The organism is Aeromicrobium yanjiei, from assembly GCF_009649075.1.
Lineage (GTDB): Bacteria > Actinomycetota > Actinomycetes > Propionibacteriales > Nocardioidaceae > Aeromicrobium > Aeromicrobium yanjiei.
The window spans coordinates 339244-359895 of the sequence record NZ_CP045737.1 but is presented as its reverse complement, the minus strand read 5'-3'; the positions used below and the strand labels follow the sequence as shown (position 1 = coordinate 359895).

General features: G+C 70.4%; 18 protein-coding genes. 3 read left to right on the top strand and 15 right to left on the bottom strand.

The window, feature by feature from the left end; all coding sequences use genetic code 11:
* Positions 1 to 5 precede the first annotated feature (5 nt).
* Both purL and GEV26_RS01990 read right to left on the bottom strand, forming a co-directional pair.
* Positions 6 to 2276, bottom strand: a complete 2271-nt coding sequence (gene purL / locus GEV26_RS01995; RefSeq protein WP_153651515.1) for a phosphoribosylformylglycinamidine synthase subunit PurL — start codon at positions 2274 to 2276, stop codon at positions 6 to 8.
* A 132-nt stretch (positions 2277 to 2408) separates the two neighbouring features.
* Positions 2409 to 3491 carry an NADH:flavin oxidoreductase/NADH oxidase gene (locus GEV26_RS01990; RefSeq protein WP_153651514.1) on the bottom strand — a complete coding sequence of 361 codons (1083 nt, stop codon included), beginning with the start codon at positions 3489 to 3491 and terminating at the stop codon, positions 2409 to 2411.
* A gap of 158 nt (positions 3492 to 3649) precedes the next feature.
* Between GEV26_RS01990 and GEV26_RS01985 the strand changes: the two genes are divergently transcribed.
* Positions 3650 to 6070: a hypothetical protein gene (locus tag GEV26_RS01985; protein ID WP_153651513.1), complete on the top strand. Its 2421-nt coding sequence runs from the start codon at positions 3650 to 3652 to the stop codon at positions 6068 to 6070.
* 10 nt (positions 6071 to 6080) lie between these two features.
* Here the strand turns inward: GEV26_RS01985 and GEV26_RS01980 are convergent, their stop codons facing one another.
* Together GEV26_RS01980 and GEV26_RS01975 are read right to left on the bottom strand one after the other, a co-directional pair.
* Positions 6081 to 6713 (bottom strand): hypothetical protein, encoded by a 633-nt coding sequence (locus GEV26_RS01980; RefSeq protein ID WP_153651512.1) that lies wholly within the window; start codon positions 6711 to 6713, stop codon positions 6081 to 6083.
* 38 nt (positions 6714 to 6751) lie between these two features.
* Positions 6752 to 8860: an acyltransferase family protein gene (locus GEV26_RS01975; protein ID WP_153651511.1), complete on the bottom strand. Its 2109-nt coding sequence runs from the start codon at positions 8858 to 8860 to the stop codon at positions 6752 to 6754.
* Positions 8861 to 8924: 64 nt separating this feature from the next.
* On the opposite strand from GEV26_RS01975, the gene GEV26_RS01970 reads away from it, so the two are divergent.
* Positions 8925 to 9752: an EamA family transporter gene (locus GEV26_RS01970; RefSeq protein ID WP_153651510.1), complete on the top strand. Its 828-nt coding sequence runs from the start codon at positions 8925 to 8927 to the stop codon at positions 9750 to 9752.
* A gap of 89 nt (positions 9753 to 9841) precedes the next feature.
* On the opposite strand, the gene GEV26_RS01965 is transcribed toward GEV26_RS01970, so the two are convergent.
* The 3 genes from GEV26_RS01965 to GEV26_RS01955 all read right to left on the bottom strand — a co-directional run bounded on the left by GEV26_RS01965 (position 9842) and on the right by GEV26_RS01955 (position 13348).
* Positions 9842 to 10702 (bottom strand): Fpg/Nei family DNA glycosylase, encoded by an 861-nt coding sequence (locus tag GEV26_RS01965; RefSeq protein ID WP_153651509.1) that lies wholly within the window; start codon positions 10700 to 10702, stop codon positions 9842 to 9844.
* Between the two features lie 65 nt (positions 10703 to 10767).
* The gene (locus GEV26_RS01960) at positions 10768 to 12090 is read right to left on the bottom strand and encodes a cation:proton antiporter (RefSeq protein WP_243838843.1); all 1323 of its coding nucleotides are present in this window, start codon (positions 12088 to 12090) and stop codon (positions 10768 to 10770) included.
* Between the two features lie 40 nt (positions 12091 to 12130).
* Positions 12131 to 13348: an Nramp family divalent metal transporter gene (locus tag GEV26_RS01955; RefSeq protein ID WP_153651508.1), complete on the bottom strand. Its 1218-nt coding sequence runs from the start codon at positions 13346 to 13348 to the stop codon at positions 12131 to 12133.
* A gap of 104 nt (positions 13349 to 13452) precedes the next feature.
* Between GEV26_RS01955 and GEV26_RS01950 the strand changes: the two genes are divergently transcribed.
* A complete protein-coding gene (locus GEV26_RS01950; RefSeq protein WP_153651507.1) occupies positions 13453 to 13818 on the top strand; it encodes a hypothetical protein in 366 nt (121 codons plus the stop codon).
* A gap of 80 nt (positions 13819 to 13898) precedes the next feature.
* Here GEV26_RS01950 and GEV26_RS01945 read toward each other — a convergent pair whose 3' ends face one another.
* The 8 genes from GEV26_RS01945 to GEV26_RS01910 form a co-directional block, all read right to left on the bottom strand.
* On the bottom strand, positions 13899 to 15323 hold the full coding sequence (locus tag GEV26_RS01945; RefSeq protein WP_243838841.1) for a DEAD/DEAH box helicase: 1425 nt from the start codon (positions 15321 to 15323) through the stop codon (positions 13899 to 13901).
* A gap of 149 nt (positions 15324 to 15472) precedes the next feature.
* Positions 15473 to 15754, bottom strand: a complete 282-nt coding sequence (locus GEV26_RS01940) for a GNAT family N-acetyltransferase (protein WP_153651506.1) — start codon at positions 15752 to 15754, stop codon at positions 15473 to 15475.
* Between the two features lie 14 nt (positions 15755 to 15768).
* Positions 15769 to 15987 carry an SCO4848 family membrane protein gene (locus tag GEV26_RS01935; RefSeq protein ID WP_153651505.1) on the bottom strand — a complete coding sequence of 73 codons (219 nt, stop codon included), beginning with the start codon at positions 15985 to 15987 and terminating at the stop codon, positions 15769 to 15771.
* A gap of 5 nt (positions 15988 to 15992) precedes the next feature.
* On the bottom strand, positions 15993 to 16652 hold the full coding sequence (locus tag GEV26_RS01930; RefSeq protein ID WP_153651504.1) for a TOPRIM nucleotidyl transferase/hydrolase domain-containing protein: 660 nt from the start codon (positions 16650 to 16652) through the stop codon (positions 15993 to 15995).
* A gap of 54 nt (positions 16653 to 16706) precedes the next feature.
* Positions 16707 to 17378: a phosphoribosylformylglycinamidine synthase subunit PurQ gene (gene purQ / locus GEV26_RS01925; protein ID WP_153651503.1), complete on the bottom strand. Its 672-nt coding sequence runs from the start codon at positions 17376 to 17378 to the stop codon at positions 16707 to 16709.
* Positions 17375 to 17632, bottom strand: a complete 258-nt coding sequence (purS, locus tag GEV26_RS01920) for a phosphoribosylformylglycinamidine synthase subunit PurS (protein WP_153651502.1) — start codon at positions 17630 to 17632, stop codon at positions 17375 to 17377. The genes purQ and purS overlap by 4 nt, the downstream gene beginning before the upstream one ends.
* 76 nt (positions 17633 to 17708) lie before the next feature.
* Positions 17709 to 18944, bottom strand: a complete 1236-nt coding sequence (locus GEV26_RS01915) for an HNH endonuclease (RefSeq protein WP_153651501.1) — start codon at positions 18942 to 18944, stop codon at positions 17709 to 17711.
* A gap of 128 nt (positions 18945 to 19072) precedes the next feature.
* Positions 19073 to 20635, bottom strand: a complete 1563-nt coding sequence (locus GEV26_RS01910; RefSeq protein WP_153651500.1) for a long-chain-fatty-acid--CoA ligase — start codon at positions 20633 to 20635, stop codon at positions 19073 to 19075.
* Positions 20636 to 20652 lie beyond the last annotated feature (17 nt).

Genomic DNA, 20652 nt, shown 5'->3' with positions numbered 1-20652 from the left:
ATGCCTCAGACCAGCTGGGAGCCGAGCACGGCCGGCAGGGTCTCCTGCCACGCGGCCTTGAGCTCCGCGACCGGGATGCTGAGCTGTCCCTCGACGACCAGGTCGGTGCCGCCCGTACGCCCCACGGAGGCGAGCTCGACCCCGTGCTTCTCCGCGAGGGCGACGAGCTCCTCGTGGCGGTCCTCCGCGACCGTGATCATCGCGCGCGCCGAGGACTCGCTGAACAGCTCGAGGAACGGGTCCTCGAGATCGACCGTGACGCCGACCCCGTGCCGGAAGGCCGCCTCGGCGAGGGCCATCGCGAGCCCGCCGTCCGACAGGTCGTGAGCCGACTCGACGACACCGGTCGCGGTGGCCTCCAGCATGAGCGCGGCGAGAGCCGCCTCCGCCTCGAGGTCGACCACGGGGGGCAGGCCGCCGAGGTGGTGGTGGACCACGTGGGCCCAGGTCGACCCGGAGAGCTCCTCGCGGGTCTCCCCCAGCACCAGCACGTGGCTGCCCTCGGCCGTGAAGCCGTGCTTGATGCGTCGGCGCACGTCCTCGACCACGCCGAGGACGCCCACGACGGGCGTCGGCAGGATCGGGGTGTCGCCGGTCTGGTTGTAGAAGGACACGTTGCCGCCCGTGACGGGGATGCCGAGCACCGCGCAGGCGTCCTTGAGCCCGTGCGTCGCCTGCTCGAACTGCCACATGACGTCGGGGTTCTCGGGCGAGCCGAAGTTGAGGCAGTCGGTGACGGCCAGCGGGCGACCGCCGGTCACCGCGACGTTGCGGTACGACTCGACGAGCGCCAGCTGCGCGCCGACGTACGGGTCGAGCTTGGCGAAGCGGCCGTTGCAGTCCGTCGAGACCGCGACACCGAGGTGGCTGCTCTCGTCGACACGGATCACGCCGGCGTCCTCGGGCTGGGCCAGGACGGTGTTGCCCTGCACGTAGCGGTCGTACTGGTCGGTGACCCACGACTTGTCCGCCATGTTGGGCGACGAGACGACCGCCACGAGCTGATCGCGCAGCTCGTCGCCGGTCGTGGGCCGGGGCAGCTGCTCGGCGACGTCGGACTGCAGGGCGTCCTGCCAGGACGGACGCGCGTAGGGGCGGTCGTAGGTGGGGCCGTCGTGGGCCACCGAGCGCGGCGGGACGTCCACGACGGTCTCGCCGTGCCAGTCGATCACGAGGTGGTCCCCGTCGGTGACCTCGCCGACCACGACGGCCTCGACGTCCCACTTGCGGCAGATCGCCATGAACGCGTCGAGGTGCTCGGGCTCGACCACCGCCATCATGCGCTCCTGCGACTCGCTCATGAGGATCTCCTCGGGCGAGAGCGTCGAGTCGCGCAGCGGCACGGTGTCGAGCTCGACGTGCATGCCGCCGCTGCCGGCCGATGCGAGCTCGGACGTCGCGCACGACAGGCCCGCACCGCCCAGGTCCTGGATGCCGTTGACGACCTTGGCCGCGAACAGCTCGAGGGTGCACTCGATCAGGAGCTTCTCCATGAACGGGTCGCCGACCTGGACGCTCGGGCGCTTGGCAGGCCCGTCCTCGTCGAACGTCTCGGACGCCAGCACGGACACGCCGCCGATGCCGTCGCCGCCGGTGCGAGCGCCGTACAGGACGACCTTGTTGCCGACGCCCGACGCGAAGGCGAGGTGCAGGTCCTCGTGGCGGAGCACCCCCACGCAGAGGGCGTTGACGAGCGGGTTGCCGAGGTAGGTCTCGTCGAAGACGACCTCACCGCCGACGTTGGGCAGGCCCAGGCAGTTGCCGTAGCCGCCGACGCCCGCGACGATCCCGGGCAGCACGCGCTTGGTGTCCTCGGCGTCCAGCGGGCCGAAGCGCAGCGGGTCCATGACCGCGACCGGACGCGCACCCATCGCCAAGATGTCGCGGACGATGCCGCCGACGCCCGTCGCAGCGCCCTGGTAGGGCTCGACGTACGAGGGGTGGTTGTGCGACTCGACCTTGAAGGTGACCGCATAGCCCTGGCCGATGTCGATGACGCCCGCGTTCTCGCCGATTCCGGCGAGGGTCTTGCCGAGCGGCGTCTCCTGCGGGAGCTCGCCGAACTTCTTCAGATGCACCTTGCTCGACTTGTAGGAGCAGTGCTCGCTCCACATGACCGAGTACATCGCCAGCTCGGCTCCGGTGGGGCGTCGCCCGAGGATCTCGCGGATGCTCGCGTACTCCTCCTCGCGGAGTCCCAGCTCGGCCCAGGGCTGATCCTGGTCGGGGGTGCTGGTGGCGTGGGCAACGGTGTCGAGCTGGCGGGCTGCAGTCACGGGCCGATCCTATCGGTCCGCGCACCCCCGACCGCGCACCGAGTGGCGCACCCCGACCCGCGACTGGCGCAGAAGTGGACGACGCGCCGTCCCACTTCCTTCACCTTGCGCCAGTCGCGGGCCGGGTTGCGGTCAGCGCCAGGCGCCGCGTTCGTGCTGGGGCGGGTACGGCGCCTCGTCGCGCGGGACGCCCAGCTCGTGGGCCGCGCGCAGCGGCCAGGCGGGCTCGCGGATCGCGACCCGGCCGAGCATCACGGCGTCGGCCGCGCCGTCGAGCAGCACCTGCTCGGCCTGCGCCGGCTCGGTGATCAGGCCCACCGCCGAGACCGGCAGGCCGCTGCGCTTGCGGACCTCGTACGCGAACGGGACCTGGTAGCCGGGCTCGACCGTGATCTGCTGGTGCGCGACGAGGCCGCCGGACGAGATGTCCACCAGGTCGACGCCGTGCTCGCCGAGCACGCTCGACAGCCGGGCGGTCTGGTCGACGTCCCAGCCGTCGGGCGCCCAGTCGGTGGCCGAGAGCCGTACGAACAGCGGCTTGTCCTCGGGCCAGACCGCGCGCACGGCGTCCGCGACCTCGACGATCAGGCGCGTCCGGTTCTCGAACGAGCCGCCGTACTGGTCGGTGCGGTGGTTGGACAGGGGTGAGACGAACTGGTGCAGCAGGTAGCCGTGCGCGGCGTGCAGCTCGGCGACGTCGAAGCCGGCCCGGTCGGCGCGGACCGCGGCGTCCGCGAACGCCTGCGGGATCGCGGCGACCTCATCGGTCGTCAGCTCGCGCGGCACCGCATATCCCTCGTACGCCAGCGCGGACGGGCCGACCGTCTCCCACCCGCCGTCGTCGGCGGGCACCGAGTCGGTGCCGGTGCCGAACGGCGAGTACGTCGAGGCCTTCCGGCCCGCGTGCGCGAGCTGGACGGCCGCGACCGCGCCCTGTCCGCGGACGAAATCGACGATCCGGCGCCACGGCGCGATGTGCTCATCGCTCCAGATGCCCACGTCCTCGGGGCTGATCCGACCTTCGGGCACGACGGCGGCGGCCTCGGTCATCACCAGGCCGAATCCTCCGGCGGCGTGCTGGCCGAGGTTGACGAGGTGCCAGTCGTTCGGCATTCCGTCGCGCTCGAAGGCGCTGTACTGGCACATCGGGGCGAGCCAGATGCGGTTGCGCGCGGTCACGCCGCGCAGGGTCAGGGGTTCAAGGAGAGCAGGCACTCGGGGTTCAACCCTGCCCGTCGGCACGGCATTCCTCAGGAGCTGCAGCAGCCCATCGTGACACCAACGATGTCACGGTTCGAGACGTCCGATGTCGCTCGAGGCGCTTGCGGCGCTATCGTGTGTCAGGTCCAGGGGCCGGACGGAAAGAGCACTGCATGACGGAGTCGAGGCAAGGGCAGCACGCTGACCCATGGCCGCCGCCGTTCTCGGAGTCCTACGTCAAGGATGCGCGGGCGCTGCTCGAGCGCCGTCCGGCGCTCGTGGTCGTCGGTCCGCCCGGCAGCGGCCGCAACCGTCTCGCGGCCGAGATCGCGGGCCTCGACCCCGACGGCACGGCCGTGGCCCGGCACGTCGCCCACCACGGCGAGAAGGACCTGCGCTGGTTCACGGTCCAGCAGCTCCTGCCGAGGCTCGACCTCGCCCCTGACGTCGACGACCGGACGGCCGAGGCAGCGGTGCGCGCGGCGGTGCAGACGCTTCCCGACCACGAACGGACGTTCGTGCTGACCAACGCCCACCTGTGCGACCCCGCAAGTGTGCGCGTCCTCAGCCGCGTCGCCGCGACGGGCGATCTGAGGCTCGTCGCCACGCTGGCTCCGGAGACGGTGATCAGCCAGCCCCACCTGCTGGGCGTCGCCGAGGTCGTCCAGCTGCTCCCCCTCGACAGCGCCGCGGTCACCGCGCTGCTGCAGACCCGCTTCGGCGCGGTCCCGCACCCGACCGTCGTCCAGGTGCTGCTCGAGCGGACCGCCGGATCGTACGGTGTGCTGCGCGAGGTCTGTGACGCTGCGTGCGAGGCGGGCATCATCGTGGCCGTGGAGGGCGTCCTCGTCCTCAACCCCGACCGCACCGATGCCACGTCGGAGCGCCTGTCGGCCCTGTGGGCGCCCGAGACCGTCGAGCGGCTGGGCGGCGGACCGGCCATCGCCGAGCTGATCGACCTGACCGCGCTCCTCGGCGGACTCGACCTGGCCGAGGCACGCCGCCGGCTCGACCCGACGGCCATCGACGTCGCGGTCGCCCACGGCACGCTGCGGGACGCCGCAGGCTGGCTCAGGTTCGCGTCCCACGCCGAGGCCACCGTGCTCCGACGGACGATGGCGCCCGAGCGACAGCGTGAGCTGTTCGACCGCTGGGCGGACCAGTTCCCGTCCACGCTGGACCGCCCCGGCGTCTCCCTCCTGGCCGCTGAGTGGTGGCTCGCCACCGATCATCCGCTCTCACCGGAGCTCGCGTCGCGCGCGGCCCGGGAGGCGAATCTCGCGGGCCGGCACCAGCGCGCCCTCGCCTTCACCGATCCCGCCCACCACGAGGTCGACAGCGTCGTCGCACCGCTCGAGCGCGCGTACGCCTTGCTCGAGCTGGGCGCACTCGACGACCTGGCCACGATGTTCGAGGGCCTCGATCCGCAGGACCTGTCCGAGGACGAGCTGTTGCCGTACGTGCGCTGGGTCGCGCGCCGGGACGCCGGGGCGGACCAGCAGGACCTGCTGGACCGCGCGACGTCCTCCGCCGATCCACAGGCTGCCCGTCGCCGCACCGCCGTCAGGTCGCTCGCGGGCCTCGTCGACAGGTGCCAGTCGGAGTCCGGCGACGAGCTCGTCTCCGAGCTGCGGGCGCTGACCTTCTCCGCTCGGCTCTCACCGGGCAACCGTGCCCTCGCGTTCACCGCACTGTCGACGGCGCAGCGGCAGTCCGGCCATGCGGACCGGGCCGTCGAGTCCGCCGAGTTCGCCCTGCGTCTGCTGCTGGACGGGCCCGACCAGCCCAGCGCGTTCCACCTCGACGTCGCCCGCGAGGCGCACGTCCTGGCGCTCATCACGGCTCTCGACCTCGCCGAGGCCGACCAGGCCATCACCGACTACTCCTCGGGCGTCCTCGGCCTCGCCGGCAGCGGGCGCATGACGGCAGCCCTGCGCTGCCTGCTCGACCTCGTCCGCGGCGACGTGCAGGACGCGCTCGTCAACGCCCGCCTCTGCCTCGCCGCGCTGCGCCACCACGACCCGCACCAGATCCGCGGCCGGGTCGAGGCGATGCTGTCGCTGGTGCTCGTGCAGAGTGGCCGTCACGACGAGGCGCACGATCTCCTGGAGGTGTCCAGGACGCACACCGCCCGCCGTCTCCAGCACGACCTCGAGCGCCGTATCACCCAGGCCTGCGCCCATGACGCGCTGGCGGAGCCGGAGGAGGCGCTCGCGCTCCTCACCGGGGTCGCCGCCGAGGCCCGCTCCCACCAGCTGCGCCTCGCCGAGATCGATGCGTGCGTGCTGAGCGTCCAGATCGGCGGGCCGCCCTACCTGCCCCAGCTCATCGATGCGGTCGACGACCTGGTCGAGCCCGTCGGCACGCCGGCGGTCTGGCAGACGTTCGCCCGGGCCGCCCAGGCGTACGACATCCCGGGGCTCGTCGCCCTCGCCGAGGAGCTCGAGGTCCGGGAGGCACGGTTCTACGCAGCCGCCGTCGCCCAGTACGTCCTGGACATGGCTCGCCGCGCGACCGATCTGCGGCCCCTCACGCGCACGCGCCTGCAGGAGCTGGCCGACCCCGTGTCGCACCGCCACATCGAACCGACCTGACGGCGGGTCCTCAGATCGAGCCGGCGATGGTCCCGACAGCAGCCAGCAGGGTCACGACGATCGAGATCGGGATGAGCCACAGCGCCATGACGGTGATCGAGATGTTGGTGCCGATCTTGGGCGGCGCGAAGTAACGCGCGTGCTCGAGATCGCCGACGCCGTCGATCCATCGCGCCGTCATCTGGGTACCCTGCCAGACGCCACGCAGGCGTCCCATGACCCGCCAGCCGCCGCCACCCGCGATCGCCGCCAGCGCGCCGCGGGACTCCTCGACCCGGCCGGACATGCTCACGAGGATGGCCAGCTCGGTGGCGAGCCGGTCGGGGTCAGCGGCCGCGCGCATCACGCGGTGACGGCGACCCCAGAACAGCGCACTGACCGCAGCCATCGCGACACCCAGGACGACCATCACGGTGCCGACGGATCCACCGGCCAGGAACCCGAGCACCAATGTTGCGGCGATGAACGGCAGCGGCACAGCACCCACCACCGCGGTGGGGATGCGCAGCACGCTCACAGCGACGCTGATCGCGCGGGCAGCCCGCACCGACACCTCGGCGGTGCGGCCGTCCACCCGGGCGGCCATGTCGTCGAAGGCCGCGTTGGCCTGTGCACCGAGCGATTCTCCCTGACGGAACCTCATGCTGCCATCCTACGGACCCGCTGGGCCTGCGCAGCGCCTCAACGACCGCCCGGCACGACCTCGAGCTCGCGCAGGGCCTTGCGCACCCGTCGGTCGAGGTACGGCGCGAGCGTCCGCACGTACGTCGTGGTCAGGTGCGTCTGGTCGCGATACACCGAGACGCCGCCGATGACCGACGGGCAACGGGTCGCGGTGCAGTAGTAGTCGGTCATGTCCACCAGAGCCGCTCGCGGACTCTGCGCGACGGCCTCGGCGTTGCCGTCGAACCGCCGAAGGCCGTACGACCTCGAGGTCCCGCACCGCTGCGGGTCGTCGACGCCGTTGCGCTCGACGCACTGGGCGTTGGTGTCGGTACTGCGGGGGTTGTCGACGATCGCGACGACGGGGGCGTCGGTCTCCTTCCAGGCCTCGACGAGCCCCCACACGACGGTCTCGGTCCGGCTGAGCCCCTCCGGACGATCGCCGATCCGCAGGCTCGTGGCGTGCGTGGTCAGCACCGCGTCGTACGTGCCCTTGCTCTCGCGCAGGTGGTCGGTCAGGTTGGCCTGCCACGCGCGGCAGGCCGCCTCCTGGTCCTCGCCGTCGAGGTCGATGTCGGCCGCGGTCCAGTAGCAGCCGGCGTGCGCGGCGACGTCGATGCGCCAGTCGTTCTTCTCGGCCATGTAGCGATAGGTCTCCAGCAGTGCCGCCGCGTGGGAGTCGCCGACCGCGAACAGATGCAGGTCGTAGCCCGTCTGCGGCCCGAATGAGCACATGTTGAGCTCCTCGACCCCGTTGGTCGCCCAGCAGTCGCGGAAGTCGGGCTCCTCCTGCGCGGCGACCGCGGGGTCGACGACCGTCAGCGGCCGGCCCAGGGGGTCTCCGCACCCCGTGGCGTCGGCATCGATCGCCGCGGCCCCGACGCAGGCCGGGAGGTCGTCGAGCACCTTGGCGGACGCCGTGACCTCGTCGCTGCGGACGTCCTCGACGTACGCGCGCCCGGCGAGCGCCACGACCATCACCGGGGCCATCGCCGCGAGGGTCGCCCCCAGCACGTGGGACGGCCGCAGGCGCGGGAGGTTCCAGAAGCGGATCGGCTCCTCGAGGCACCTCGTGGACAACCACGACAGGATCACCGCGGCGGCGAAGATCGCGATCTTGTCGGACGTCGTCAGCGGGTGGAGCGTGATGAACGGGACGATCACGATGAGGGGCCAGTGCCACAGGTACAGCGAGTACGAGATCCGGCCGAGCAGGGCCACCGGCGCGAACCGGCCCAACGGTGTCATGAACGTGGGCACTCCCCAGCGCATCAGCACCACGGTGGCGAGCACGGGCACGGCCGCCGCCCAGCCGGGGAAGGGGGTGTCGCCGTCGATCACGACCATCGAGCCGATGATCGCCGCGAACGCCAGCACCGCCGCGGTGCGGACCACGACGAGACCGCGGCGCGTCAGGGTCGCGATCAGCGGCGGAGCGAACGCCGCGATGCCCCCGAGGCCGAACTCCCACCCGCGCGTGAACGTCGAGAAGTAGGCCGTGCCGGGGCTCGCCGAGCTGAGATGGATCGAGTACGCGAACGACAGGGCGGTGACGATCACCAGGACGCCGAAGATCGCCCGGTACCTGTCCAGCACGAACAGTCGGGCGGCCAGGATCGCGACGATGATGACCATCGGCAGACCCACGTAGAACTGCTCCTCGACCGACAGGCTCCAGAAGTGCTGCACCGGCGAGGGCAGGTTCTCCGCCCCGAGGTAGTCGACCGAGTCGCGGGCGAGCTGCCAGTTCTGGACGTACAGCGCGGACGCTGCGACCTCGGTCAGGAACCGCTCCTGAAGGTTGCGCGGCACCGTGAGCAGGACTGCGACCGCCGTGACGAGCAGGACCAACAGGGAGGCGGGCAGCAGCCGTCTGGCGCGCCCGGCCCAGAACCTCCTGAGGTCGAGCGTGCCCGTGCGGTCGACCTCGCGGGCGAGGTGGTCGGTGATGAGGAACCCGCTGATGACGAAGAAGACGTCGACGCCGGTGAATCCGCCGGGCAGGGCCTCTGGCCACAGGTGGTAGACCACGACCGCCACCACCGCGAGGGCACGCAGCGCCTGGACGTCCGCCCTGAGGACGTGACCGCCGATCAGGCGTCGTCGGCTGGACCGGTGCTGTGCCACCGCGCCACTTTACGTGCTGCCGCGCCCGGTCCGCTCGGCGACAGGCACTTACTAGGCTGCTCGCGTGGCCATCGTCCTGTCCCTCGTCTCGGCGCTCGCGTACGGCGTGTCCGACTTCCTCGGCGGGATCTTCTCCAAACGCGCCTCCGCGTGGCAGATCGCGGTCGTGGGTCAGTCGTCGTCCACCGTCTTCAGCCTCGCGGTCGCCCTCGTGGTCGGCGGCTCCCCCACCGGCCGCGACCTGCTGTTCGGCTCGCTCGCCGGCCTCGGGGGCGGATTCGGTGCGGCCTTCCTCTACCGCGGCCTGTCGAGCGCCCGGATGGGTGTCGTCGCCCCGATCTCGGCCATCGGCGCGGCGCTGATCCCGGTCGCGGTCGGGCTCCTGACCGGGGACCGGCCGTCCGGGATGGCCCTGGTCGGTGTCGTCTGCGCCTTCCCCGCGATCGCGCTGATCTCGCGGGTCGTGGACGACGACCCGGCCCACCGCGGCGGGGTCCTCGACGGCGTGCTGGCCGGGGTGGGCTTCGGGATGCTGTTCGTCTTCCTCGGGCAGATCGGCGACGACGCGGGGCTGCTGCCTCTCGCGGCGTCCCAGGGCACGTCGATCGTCGCGGTCATCGTGACCGCGACCGTGCTGCGCCAGGCCTGGTTCCCGCGCGACCGCGCGGCCTGGGCTGCGGTGTCGATGGGACCCCTCGGCGCGACGGCACAGGGCGCGTTCATCTACGCGACCCACCACGGCCTGCTGTCGATCGTCTCGGTGATCTCGTCGCTCTACCCGGCCAGCACCGTGCTGCTCGCTGCGGTGCTGCTGCGCGAGAGGATCCACCGCTGGCAGGGCATGGGCCTGGTCTTCGCCGCCTTGGCCGTCGCCCTGGTCGCCGCCGGCTGACCGCCCGCCCCAGCCCCGCCCCAGATTTGCGGACTTCTGCACGGAATCCGCGCGCGGAACGGTGCAGGAGTCCGCAAATCTGGGTGGGGTTACTTGAGGAACTTGCTGGTCGAGCGGTCCTTGAGCGGCTTGCCGCCGGTCTGGCAGGTGGGGCAGTACTGCAGGGACGAGTCGGCGTAGACCACCTCGAGCACGGTGTCACCGCACACCGGGCACGTCTCCCCCGCGCGTCCGTGGACGCGCATGCGAGTCCGCTTGTCGTCCTTGAGCTCGTCGGCGGGCTTGCCGCGCGCCTCCTCGACGGCCTCGCGCAGGACGCTCTGCACCGCTGCCTCGAGCCGGTCGATCTCCTCCTCGCCGAGGCTCTCGGCGATCGCGAACGGCGACAGCTTCGCGGCCTGGAGGATCTCGTCGCTGTACGCGTTGCCGACCCCCGCGATGATCTTCTGGTCCCGCAACAGCCGCTTGACCTGCATCCGCCTCGCCAGGAGCGGACGCAGCTCGAAGCCCGGCGCGAGCGGATCCGGGCCGAGGGCTGCGATGCCTGCAACGTCCGCCGGGTCGTTGACGACGTACATGGCCAAGCCCTTGCGGGTGCCTGCCTCGGTGACGTCGAAGCCGATGGTCGGGCCGTCCCCGCGGTCCAGCCGCACCCGCGCGGCGATGTTGCTGGCGCCCAGCTTGAGCTTGGTCTCGGGAAGCTTGTCCGACCACCGCAGCCAACCGGCCTTCGCGAGGTGCACGATCACGTGGATCCCGCTCACGTCGATGTCGATGAACTTGCCGTGTCGCGTGACCCCGGTGACCTCCATGCCCTGCAGCGCCGAGACCGGCGGGTCGTACGTCTTGAGCACCGCGAAAGACGCCAGCTCGACGGCGGCGACGGCGGCACCCGTCATCTGCTCGTCGAGGAACTCGACCAGTGCGTTGACCTCGGGCAGCTCGGGCATGGGTCAATCATCGTGCCTGGCGCGGGAATTCTCCACGGTTGGAGGCCGGCTGAGCCGTCGCCGTCTCACCGCGCTGCCGCCTCCCGGTGCCGGTCCAGCCAGCGCATCACGGGTGTCGCGGTCACCCCGTGGAGCACGACCGAGACCGCGATGACGAAGGCGGTGGTCGACCACAACGTGTCGACGTCGCTGAAGTCCTCGCGCCCCGTTGCGTACGCGAGGTAGTAGATCGAGCCGATGCCGCGGATGCCGAAGAAGGCCGTCGCGAGCCGCTCCCGTGGTCCGAGGTGGTCATCGCCGACCCGGTCGACGGGCTTCGGTCCCACCCGAAGCGCGACCCAGGCCGTGACCGGTCGGACGACCAGGATCAGCAGCAGGCCCACCGTGACTCCGCGCCAGCTGAGCGACTCCAGGAGGCCGTCGGAGATCGCGACCCCGAGCACGAGCAGGACCACGAGGGTGAGCAGCCGCTCCAGCCGCTCGATCACCTCGTGCATGAGGGCGTGATAGTCGGCGCTGCGCTCCATCGACCGCAAGGTCATGGCGCAGACGAAGACGGCCAGGAAGCCGTAGCCGTGCACGACCTCGGCGGCGCCGTACGACAGGAGCACCGCAGCGAGAGCCAGGAGCGGCTCGCCCGTCTCGGCCGTGCGGATCGACGGGCGACTCGACCGGAATGCCGCCTTGGCGAGCGCCCAGCCGACGACCGCCCCGACACCGACGCCCACGACGGTCATCTCGACCAGGTCCATGAAGACCCACTTGACGCCCCACTCCCCGAGCGTGGTGGCGGCCACGACGAGCATCGCGAGGTGGACGAACGGGAACGCGAGGGCGTCGTTGAGACCTGCTTCGGACGTCAGCGCGAACCGCACCTCGTCGCGCTCGTCGATCTCGGTCGCGTCCTCGGCGTCGGTCGTGGGTCCCTCGACCTGCACGTCCGAGGCGAGCACGGGATCGGTCGGGGCCAGAGCGGCACCGAACAGGATCGCCGAAGCCGGTGCCAGCCCCAGCACCCACCAACCCAACCACGCCGCGACGGCGATCGACATCGGCATGGCCAGTGCGAGGAGGCGCCACGTGGTCCCCCACCGCTTGAACGAGGCCCAGGAGCGGAAGCTGAGCGGGCGATCGAGCGCGAGGCCCACCCCCATCAGGGAGATGATCACCGTGAACTCGGTCAGGTGCTCCAGCACCGCGCGGTCCTCGACCGGGCTGATCCGCACCTCGTCCGGGAGGGGCAGGAGGCCCGCCAGCACCCCGAGAGCGAGCAGGACGACCGGTGCTGACAGGGCTACCGTCCGCAAGGCGTGCGGCAGGACCACTGCCAGCAGGAGGGCCAACCCGATCAGGAGGTAGACGAAGTCGGCGTTGATCAGGTCATCCACCGGGGGTAACTACCCGCGAAGAGGCGTCTCAACCCGCCGATCACCCCGTGAAGGTCAACCACAGCAGGGAAGCATTGAGGGCGATCACGATCGCGGCGACGACCCACGCGGCGACGGTCGTGCCGCGCGCGTTGACGTACTCGCCCATCAGGTCGCGCCGTGACGTCAGCAGGACGAGGGGGACCAGCGCGAACGGGATGCCGATCGACAGCACCACCTGCGACACGACCAGCGCCCGGCTGGGCTCGGCCCCGAGCACGAGGACCACCAGAGCGGGGATCAGCGTGACGACCCGGCGCACGAGGACCGGCAGGCGTACGCCGAGGAGTCCGTGCATGACCTCAGCCCCGGCCGCGCTCCCGACCGACGTCGAGGCGAGTCCTGAGCCCAGCAGCGCCACCGCGAACAGCAGCGCGACGCCGGCGCCCAGCTCGGACGTGACCACCCGGTGGACGCCCTCGAGCGTGTCGGTGTCATCGAGGCCTTCGAGGCTCGTGGCCGCGACCACGAGCAGCGACAGGTTGAGCATCCCCGCGAGCAGCAGCGCCAGGACGACGTCGGTGCGGGTCGCCCGCAGCAGCTGCCGCACCGAGTGCCCGTCGCCACGCGAGCCCAGGCGCGACGTGGTGAGGCTCGAGTGCAGATAGATCACGTGCGGCATGACGGTCGCGCCGATGATGCCGGATGCGAGCAGCACGCTCTCGGAGCCCTCGAACTGCGGGATGAGCCCCTCCGCCAGCGGCCCTGCCGACGGCGGATCGATGAACAGCCCAGCCATGAACCCCACGGCGATGAGCAGCAGGAAGCCCATGATGACGCGCTCCAGCGCGCTCTGGCCCCGCATGTCACCCACCCGCAGGATCACCATGGCCACGGCTGCCGTGATGATCGCACCCACCACGAGGGGCAGGTCGAACAGCAGCTTGAGCGCGATCGCGCCGCCGACGACCTCGGCGAGATCGGTCGCGACCGCGATGCCCTCGGCCTGCAGCCAGTACGCGATGCGGGGCCCCCGCGGCAGCCTCTCCCCCATGTGCTCGGCGAGGGACTGCCCGGTGACCATCCCGAGCTTCGCCGAGAGGTACTGCACCACCACCGCCATGATGTTGGCCATCACCACGACCCACACCAGGGTGTAGCCGAACGTCGAGCCCGCGGTCACATTGGTCGCGACGTTGCCCGGATCGACGTACGCGACGGCCGCGATGAACGCAGGGCCGAGCAGGCCGAGTCGCGGCAGCCGATCCCTCACGAGCATGAGCACCAGCATGGCGCACGGGCCACGGCGCCGCCGGACGCTGGTCCTCCGCGGACGGCGAGCCGCCGGCACACACGGCGCCGTGCTGCCCTAACCTGCCGGGCATGGCCATCATGATCAGGGACAAGATCGTCCAGAACTCCCAGAAGTTTCTCCGACCGGATGAGCCCGTCGTGGCCGTCATGGTCGGTCAGCGCATCAGCGGATGGTGGGGTGCACTGACCTACCTGTGGATCTTCTGGAACCGCTTCGAGGCGGTCGTCGTCACGACCCAGCGCATCGTCGTGCTCGACTGTGGCAAGTGGACGCAGGGCACCCCCAAGTCGGTGCTGCGCGAGCTGCCGCGCAACACCCGCATCGGCCCCGCGAGCGGACTGTGGTGGAAGTGCACCACGCTCGGCGAGAAGCTCTACATCCACCGCCGCTTTCACAAGGACGTCGCGCTGGCGGACGCGATGCTGACCGCCTGACCCGCCGCCGAACGACGAACGACGCCGCCCCCTGGTGCGTGACCGGGGGCGGCGTCGTGTGTTCGTCGTGCGGGAGTCTCCTACGAGGAGGAGTAGACCGTGGTCGAGCCGGAGCCGCCGGAGCCGCCGGAGCGACGGCGTCCGCCGCCACCACCGCGGTTGCCACCCGAGCCCTGCGGGCGTCCGCCGCCGTTGCCGCGGAACCCACCCTGCGGGCGGCCTCCGCCACGGCTGCTGGACCCACCGCGGCTGCCGCCGCCGTTGCCGCCCGAGCGGGCGCCCTGGCGGACCGACGAGGCGTGCGGTGCGGCGGTGCCGGCGCCCGAGAGCGCCTCGACCGTCATCGGCGACGGCGCGGTGCGCGCATCGTGGTGACGTGCCGTGACACCGGCCTTGTTCTGCAGCTGCATGACGTCGCGCAGAGCCTCGGGCGTCGTCATCGTGACGACGGCTCCGGACTCTCCGGCGCGAGCCGTGCGGCCCGAGCGGTGCTGGTACGCCTTGTGCTCGGCGGGCGCGTCGTAGTGCACGACCAGACCGATGCCGTCGACGTGGATGCCGCGTGCCGCGACGTCCGTCGCGACGATGACGCTGGCGCGACCTGAGCTGAACGCCTCAAGGTTGCGCTCACGGTGACGCTGCGAGAGGTCGCCGTGCATGTCGACCGCTTCGATGCCGTTCTGCGTCAGCTGCTTGGCCAGGCGCATGGCACCGCGACGGGTCCGCGTGAAGACGATGCTGCGCGGGTTGGCGCGCAGCAGGTCGAACGCGGCCTTGGACTTCTCGGTCGATCCGCTGACCAGGACGTGGTGCTCCATCGTGTCGACGGCGCTCTCGCCCGAGTCGACCTCGTGGAGGACGTGCTGCGGCAGGTGGCGCTTGACGAGCTTGTTGACGTCACCGTCGAGCGTCGCCGACAGCAGGAGCCGCTGGCTGCTCTCGGGCGTACGACCGAGGATCGCGTCGATCGGCTTGTAGAAGCCGAGGTCGCACAGGTGGTCGGCCTCGTCGAGGACCGTGATCTCGATGTCGTCGAGGGTCATGCAGCGGCGATCCAGCAGATCGGTCAGACGACCCGGGGTCGCGATGACGATGTCGACGCCGTTCTTGAGCGTGTTGATCTGCTTGTTGATCGGCACGCCGCCGTAGACGGTCGTCAGGCGCAGGCCCATCTTCTGGGCGAGCGGCTCCATCGCGGCGCGGACCTGGGTGGCCAGCTCGCGGGTCGGCAGCAGGATCAGACCACGCGGGGCCTTGGGGCGGCTGGTGCGACCCGCGAGGCGGACCAGCACGGGGATGCCGAAGGCGAGGGTCTTGCCGGAGCCGGTACGGGCACGGCCGAGGACGTGCTTGCCGGCCAGAGCGTCGGGGACGACCGCCAGCTGCACCGGGCTGGGGTTGACGATGTCCTGACGCTCGAGCGCCTGGACGAGCGGCTGGGGAAGGGAAAGGGTGGAGAAGGTGGGCAGCACAGTGCTGCCGGCAGGCTGATTCAAGGAACTCACAGACGTATCGGGACGGTGCCCGCAAACCATTTCACGCAACGGATGCGCTACTTCGTCGGGCCGGAACAGCGCAGAATTGCGCGTTCACGTGTTCACATACTATCAGTCGGTGCGCGGCACCGACGACTCGGGAGCGTGTGACACCACTCTCAGGCGACGAGATCGGCGTAGTCCCGGTGCTTCTCGATGAATCGGACCACGTACGAGCAGACCGGCCGGACCTTCTTGCCACGCACCCGGACGTCGTCGAGCGCACCGCCGACGAGCTGGGAGGCGAGCCCCTGGCCCTCGAACTGGTCGAAGATCTCCGTGTGCGGGAAGACGACGACGTCGCTGTCGTCCTCCGTGGCCTCGGTGAAGCCGGCCAGGATCCCGTCGACCGAGATCTCGTAGCGCTGCTGGTCGGTGTTGTGCTTGATCGTGGTGCTCATGCGGGGATCAACACTCAGGCGAGTGCGGCGATTCCCACGATGCCGACGGCGATGCCGAGCACCATCGAGACGGTGACCAGCACGAGGTGCACGGTCAGGAACGTCGTGGCCTTGCCTGCCTCGTCGCGGGCGCGCGGGTCCTTCATCACGCGGCGCAGGAACTGCGGCCAGATCACGAGGTTCCAGAGACCGGCCACGATGAGCAGGACGGAGACGGCAACGGGGAGATCCATGCCGCTCATTCTTCCAGCCGCCTTCCGACGTACGTCAGCAGGTCGTCCAGTGGCCGCGGCACCCGGACGAGCGGCAGCGCGTCGACGAGCGCCCGGGCGTACTGCGCCTTGCGACCGCTGTGCGTCCCGAGGAACCTGTGCAGCCGATCGGCCTGCGAGCGATGCCGTTGGGACGGCTGACGCTCGAACGTCCGCAGCTTGCCGAGCTCGCCCTGCGCCCCGATCACAGACTCGACGCCCGCGACGTCGAGGGCGCGGATGAGCTCGTCCTCGAGGTCGGCATCGCACACGAAGAAGCCGTCCAGACCGAGGCCGACGTCCTGCAGCGCATGCCGGAAGAAGCGCAGCTCGGCCCGGTCCACCAGACCGCCGAGGCGGACATCGAGCCGGTCCGGGCCGACGACGTCCAGAAAGCGGCGGATGCTGGTGGCTCCGCCGATCGGGACGATGCAGACGGACTCGGCGGCGAGGTCACGGCCGCGGCGGCGGGCCAGCGCCTCCACCGCCGCCCGGTCGCTCTCCCCCTCGACCAGCACGACGGCGCGAAGGCCGACGTCAGCGGCTAGGGTCAGGACGAGCCGGCGCGCCTCACCCGCGTCGTCAGCGGCGCAGGCGATCACAGCGTCCCGCAGGGGCGCCATGTCGTCCGCGGACCCGGTGTCCATGGGCCCAGTCTGCCGCTGTCGAGCAGTCCGACCGGGTCGAGCAGCCTGCTCCGGTCAGCGCGAGGCCAGAGCCGACAGGCCCGAGGTGAACAGCGCGAGGCCGTCGGTGCCGGATCCGGTGAGGTCCTCGACCGCGTGCTCGGGGTGCGGCATGAGCCCCACGACGTTGCCGCGCTCGTTGGTGATGCCGGCGATGTCGCGCAGCGAGCCGTTGGGGTTGCCGCCGACGTAGCGGAAGACGACCTGGCCCTCCCCCTCCAGCCGGTCCAGCGTCGACTCGTCGGCGATGAAGCCACCCTCGCCGTTCTTGAGCGGGATGACGATCTCCTGCCCCTCGGACAGGTCCGTGGTCCATGCCGTCGACGCGTTGTCGACCCGCAGGGTCTGGTCGCGGCAGATGAACGTGCGGTGGTTGTTGCGGATCAGCGCACCGGGCAGCAGGTGCGACTCGCAGAGGATCTGGAATCCGTTGCAGATGCCCAGCACGGGCATGCCGCCCTGCGCCGCGCTGATGACCTCGGTCATCACCGGGGCGAAGCTCGCGATCGCACCACAGCGCAGATAGTCGCCGTAGGAGAACCCGCCGGGCAGGATGACGGCGTCGACGCCCTGGAGGTCGTGGTCGCCGTGCCAGATCGCGACGGCCTCCCCGCCCGCGAGGCGCACGGCCCGCTGCGCGTCGGTGTCGTCGAGCGACCCCGGGAACGTGACGACGCCGATCTTCATCGAGCGACCGCGTCGTCGTCGACCCGCACGGAGAAGTCCTCGATCACCGGATTGGACAGCAGCGTCTCGGCCACCTGACGGATCTCGGCCAGCGTCGCCTCGTCGGCGGACTCGACCTCGAGCTCGAAGCGCTTGCCCTGACGCACATCGGTCACGGCGTTGAAGCCGAGCCGCGGCAGGGCGCCGTGGACGGCCTTCCCCTGGGGGTCGAGGATCTCGGGTTTGGGCATGACATCGACGATGACGCGGGCCACGGACGCTCCTAGAGTGGTCGGTGCGCCCAGTGTATCGGCGCCCCGGGCGTGGCGGTGGGCCGCCGGACCGGTGGGGTCAGGCGGCTCGGCGGTAGCCGGTTCGTCGTCGCCGGACGGGCCGCTGGAACCGGTTGGTGAACTCGAACCCGTCGACCGCGTTGCCGCTGATGTGCAACGCCCCGCGGTGCACGAGGTGGTGGCAGCGGACGCACAACCCGACGAGCTGGTCCAGGTCGGTGCGGCCACCCAACGACCACCACACGCTGTGGTGGACCTCGAGGTGGGTGTGGTGGCAGCCGGGTGTGGCGCAGATGCCCTTCTGGCGAGCCAGGACTGCTTTGCGCTGCTTCATGGTGGGCTCGTACTTGGTGCGGCCGACGTTGAGGACCTGGTCCTGCTCGCGGACGAACCCGGTGACACCGGACATGCAGAACAAGAACATCAGCAGATGCGGACCGATGGCACCGTGACCGGCCAGGGTCGCGGGCTCGGTGGGTGGCATGGGGTCGGGCACGAAGTGAGGACGCTCGGTCTCCTGCTTCACCCGCTCGGCCGCTGCTTCAAGGGTCTCCGCATCGACGAAGACCGACATGTGCGGGCGCACTCCCTTGTCGGACGGGAGGCCGTTGCCCAGGATGCTGTCCAACAGGTCATCGAGGCCTTGCACCCGGCGCTGGGCGCCGGTGCGGGTGTCGTCCTTGTCCCGCGGTGCAGAGATCGAGTCGAGCACCTTCTTCAGCTTCAGCCCGGTGACGGTGTTGAGGAATCCGGTGATGTGCCAGCCCTCGAACAGGGCGTCGACAGCGAAGTCTTCCTTGTCCATGCCACCCTTCCAGGCCTCGTCGAGGTCCTCGGGGTGAATCCGGTCCTTCAGGTCCTTGACCGCCTCGAACAGCGCACCCGGGTCCTGCTCACACGCAACCGCGACCAGGACGTCCTCGTACTGACGCATCGGCTCCAACCCCACATGGGCCAGGCCGTAGACGAACACCTGCACGTGGGCGGCACTGATCTGACCCGACAACGCCGCCTCCGCGACCAGGGTCAGGTCTCGGAGCGCGCGCAGGTTGCGCACCAACGTCGTTGCCTGCCCTGACTTCAGGTGCAGCTGGTTGCGCACCCACATGTTCAACGTCGAGGCGCCGTCGAGCTCGAAGTCCTTGGACGTCTGCAGCTCGGCCAGCAGCACCGCCTTGGCGGCATCCAATGCATCCTGCGCCTGCTGCACCGCGTGCAGCTTCTGCCGCACGTCGCCCGACGAGAGCGCCTGCGCAGCGGTGCGCATCGCGTCGATCGTCGGCTCCGGGTTCATGACTCAACCCTAGTCGAACAGGTGTTCGACCACAAGGTTTCTGGCCATCTTTTTTCCTGATTTAACAGGCAAAACTCGATGTCCGACCCTCGTGGCAGGATGCCCTCCGGCATCCTGCCACGGCGGTCTCAGGACAGCTCGCGCTTGAGGATCTTGCCGGTCGACGTCATCGGCAGCTCGTCGACGAACTGCACGATGCGCGGGTACTTGTAGGCCGCGAGCTGCTCCTTGGCCCACGCGGCGAGATCGGCCTCGCTGACGTCGTCGTGGTCCTTGTTCTTGACCACGACGGCCTTGATCTCCTCGCCGTGCGACTCGTTCGGGACGCCGATGACCGCGACCAGCGAGACGGCCGGGTGCTCCATCAGCACCTCCTCGATCTCGCGCGGATAGACGTTGAAACCGCCGCGGATGATCATGTCCTTGGACCGATCGACGATGAAGTAGAAACCGTCCTCGTCCTTCTTGGCCAGGTCGCCGGAGCGGAACCAGCCGTCCTTGATGGCCTCCGCGGTCGCCTCGGGGCGACCGTAGTAGCCCTTCATCACGTTGTGGCCCTTGATCGCGATCTCGCCGACCGCGTCGGGGCCGTCCTCGACGTCGGTCCATCCCAGGTCGTTCTGGATCAGCTTCATCTCCACGCCGGGGATCGGCTTGCCGATCGAGCCGACGCGAGGCTCCTCGCCGTACACCGAGAAGGACGCGACCGGCGAGGTCTCCGAGAGGCCGTAGCCCTCGAGGATCGTGACGCCGAAGCGGTCCTTGAACTGCTTGTGGATCTCACCGGGCAGGGCGGCGCCACCAGCTGCAGCGACCCGCAGGTTCGCTGCGAGCGACTCGACGTCCACCGTGTCGTCCAGCGCCGCGAGCAGTCCCCAGTACATCGTCGGCACGCCGGCGAAGAACGTGACCTTCTCGCGCAGCATCAGGTCGAGGGCGGGCTTGGCCTCGAAGCGCGGCAGCATCACGACGGTGCCGCCGTAGGCGAAGGCTCCGTTCTGGATCACGGTCTGCCCGAACGAGTGGAACAGCGGCAGCACGCACAGGTACGTGTCGGGGTTGTCGGCGTCGGCGCCGAACAGGTCGACGCCCGCCAGCGCGTTGTCGCGCATGTTGCGGTGGCGCAGCTCGGCACCCTTGGGCTGCCCGGTCGTGCCCGAGGTGTAGAGGATGACGGCCGTGTCGTCGTCGTCACGCTCGACCGTCTCGAACGTCGCGGGCTGCTTGGCCACGAGCGGCGCGAAGTACTCCGGCGGCGACAGGGGCTCGGGCCACTTGGCGTCCATGCGGATCAAGAAGAACTCCGAGCACGTATCGGTCGCCTCGAAGCCCTCCCACGCCGACTCGCCGATCGGCAGGTCGGGCGTGCCCTCGAAGGCGAAGTACGCCTTCGCGTCGGAGTCGGCCAGGTGATAGGCCACCTCGCGGGGCTTCAGCAGCACGTTGAGCGGGACGACCGTCGCACCGGCCTTGAGGATGCCGTAGTAGACGATCGTGAAGTAGGGCAGGTTCGGGCACGAGAGCGCGACCTTGTCTCCGGGCTGGATGCCGCGCTCGACCAGGAGGTTGGCCACTTGGTTCGCGGCTCCGTTGACCTGCGCGTAGTTCAGCTTGGTGTCGCCGAAGACGACCGCGGTGCGGTCGGCGTACTTCTCGGCGGAGTTCTCCAGCAGGGCGGCGAGATTGGCCACGGGTGCTCCTTGGGTGC

Coding starts and splice junctions, on each gene's coding strand:
- GEV26_RS01985 (WP_153651513.1), top strand. CDS start 3,650: ATGACGGAGTCGAGGCAAGGGCAGCACGCTGACCCATGGCCGCCGCCG.
- GEV26_RS01980 (WP_153651512.1), bottom strand. CDS start 6,713: ATGAGGTTCCGTCAGGGAGAATCGCTCGGTGCACAGGCCAACGCGGCC.
- GEV26_RS01965 (WP_153651509.1), bottom strand. CDS start 10,702: ATGCCCGAGCTGCCCGAGGTCAACGCACTGGTCGAGTTCCTCGACGAG.
- GEV26_RS01955 (WP_153651508.1), bottom strand. CDS start 13,348: ATGCTCGTGAGGGATCGGCTGCCGCGACTCGGCCTGCTCGGCCCTGCG.
- GEV26_RS01950 (WP_153651507.1), top strand. CDS start 13,453: ATGGCCATCATGATCAGGGACAAGATCGTCCAGAACTCCCAGAAGTTT.
- GEV26_RS01940 (WP_153651506.1), bottom strand. CDS start 15,754: ATGAGCACCACGATCAAGCACAACACCGACCAGCAGCGCTACGAGATC.
- GEV26_RS01935 (WP_153651505.1), bottom strand. CDS start 15,987: ATGGATCTCCCCGTTGCCGTCTCCGTCCTGCTCATCGTGGCCGGTCTC.
- GEV26_RS01930 (WP_153651504.1), bottom strand. CDS start 16,652: ATGGACACCGGGTCCGCGGACGACATGGCGCCCCTGCGGGACGCTGTG.
- purQ (WP_153651503.1), bottom strand. CDS start 17,378: ATGAAGATCGGCGTCGTCACGTTCCCGGGGTCGCTCGACGACACCGAC.
- GEV26_RS01915 (WP_153651501.1), bottom strand. CDS start 18,944: ATGAACCCGGAGCCGACGATCGACGCGATGCGCACCGCTGCGCAGGCG.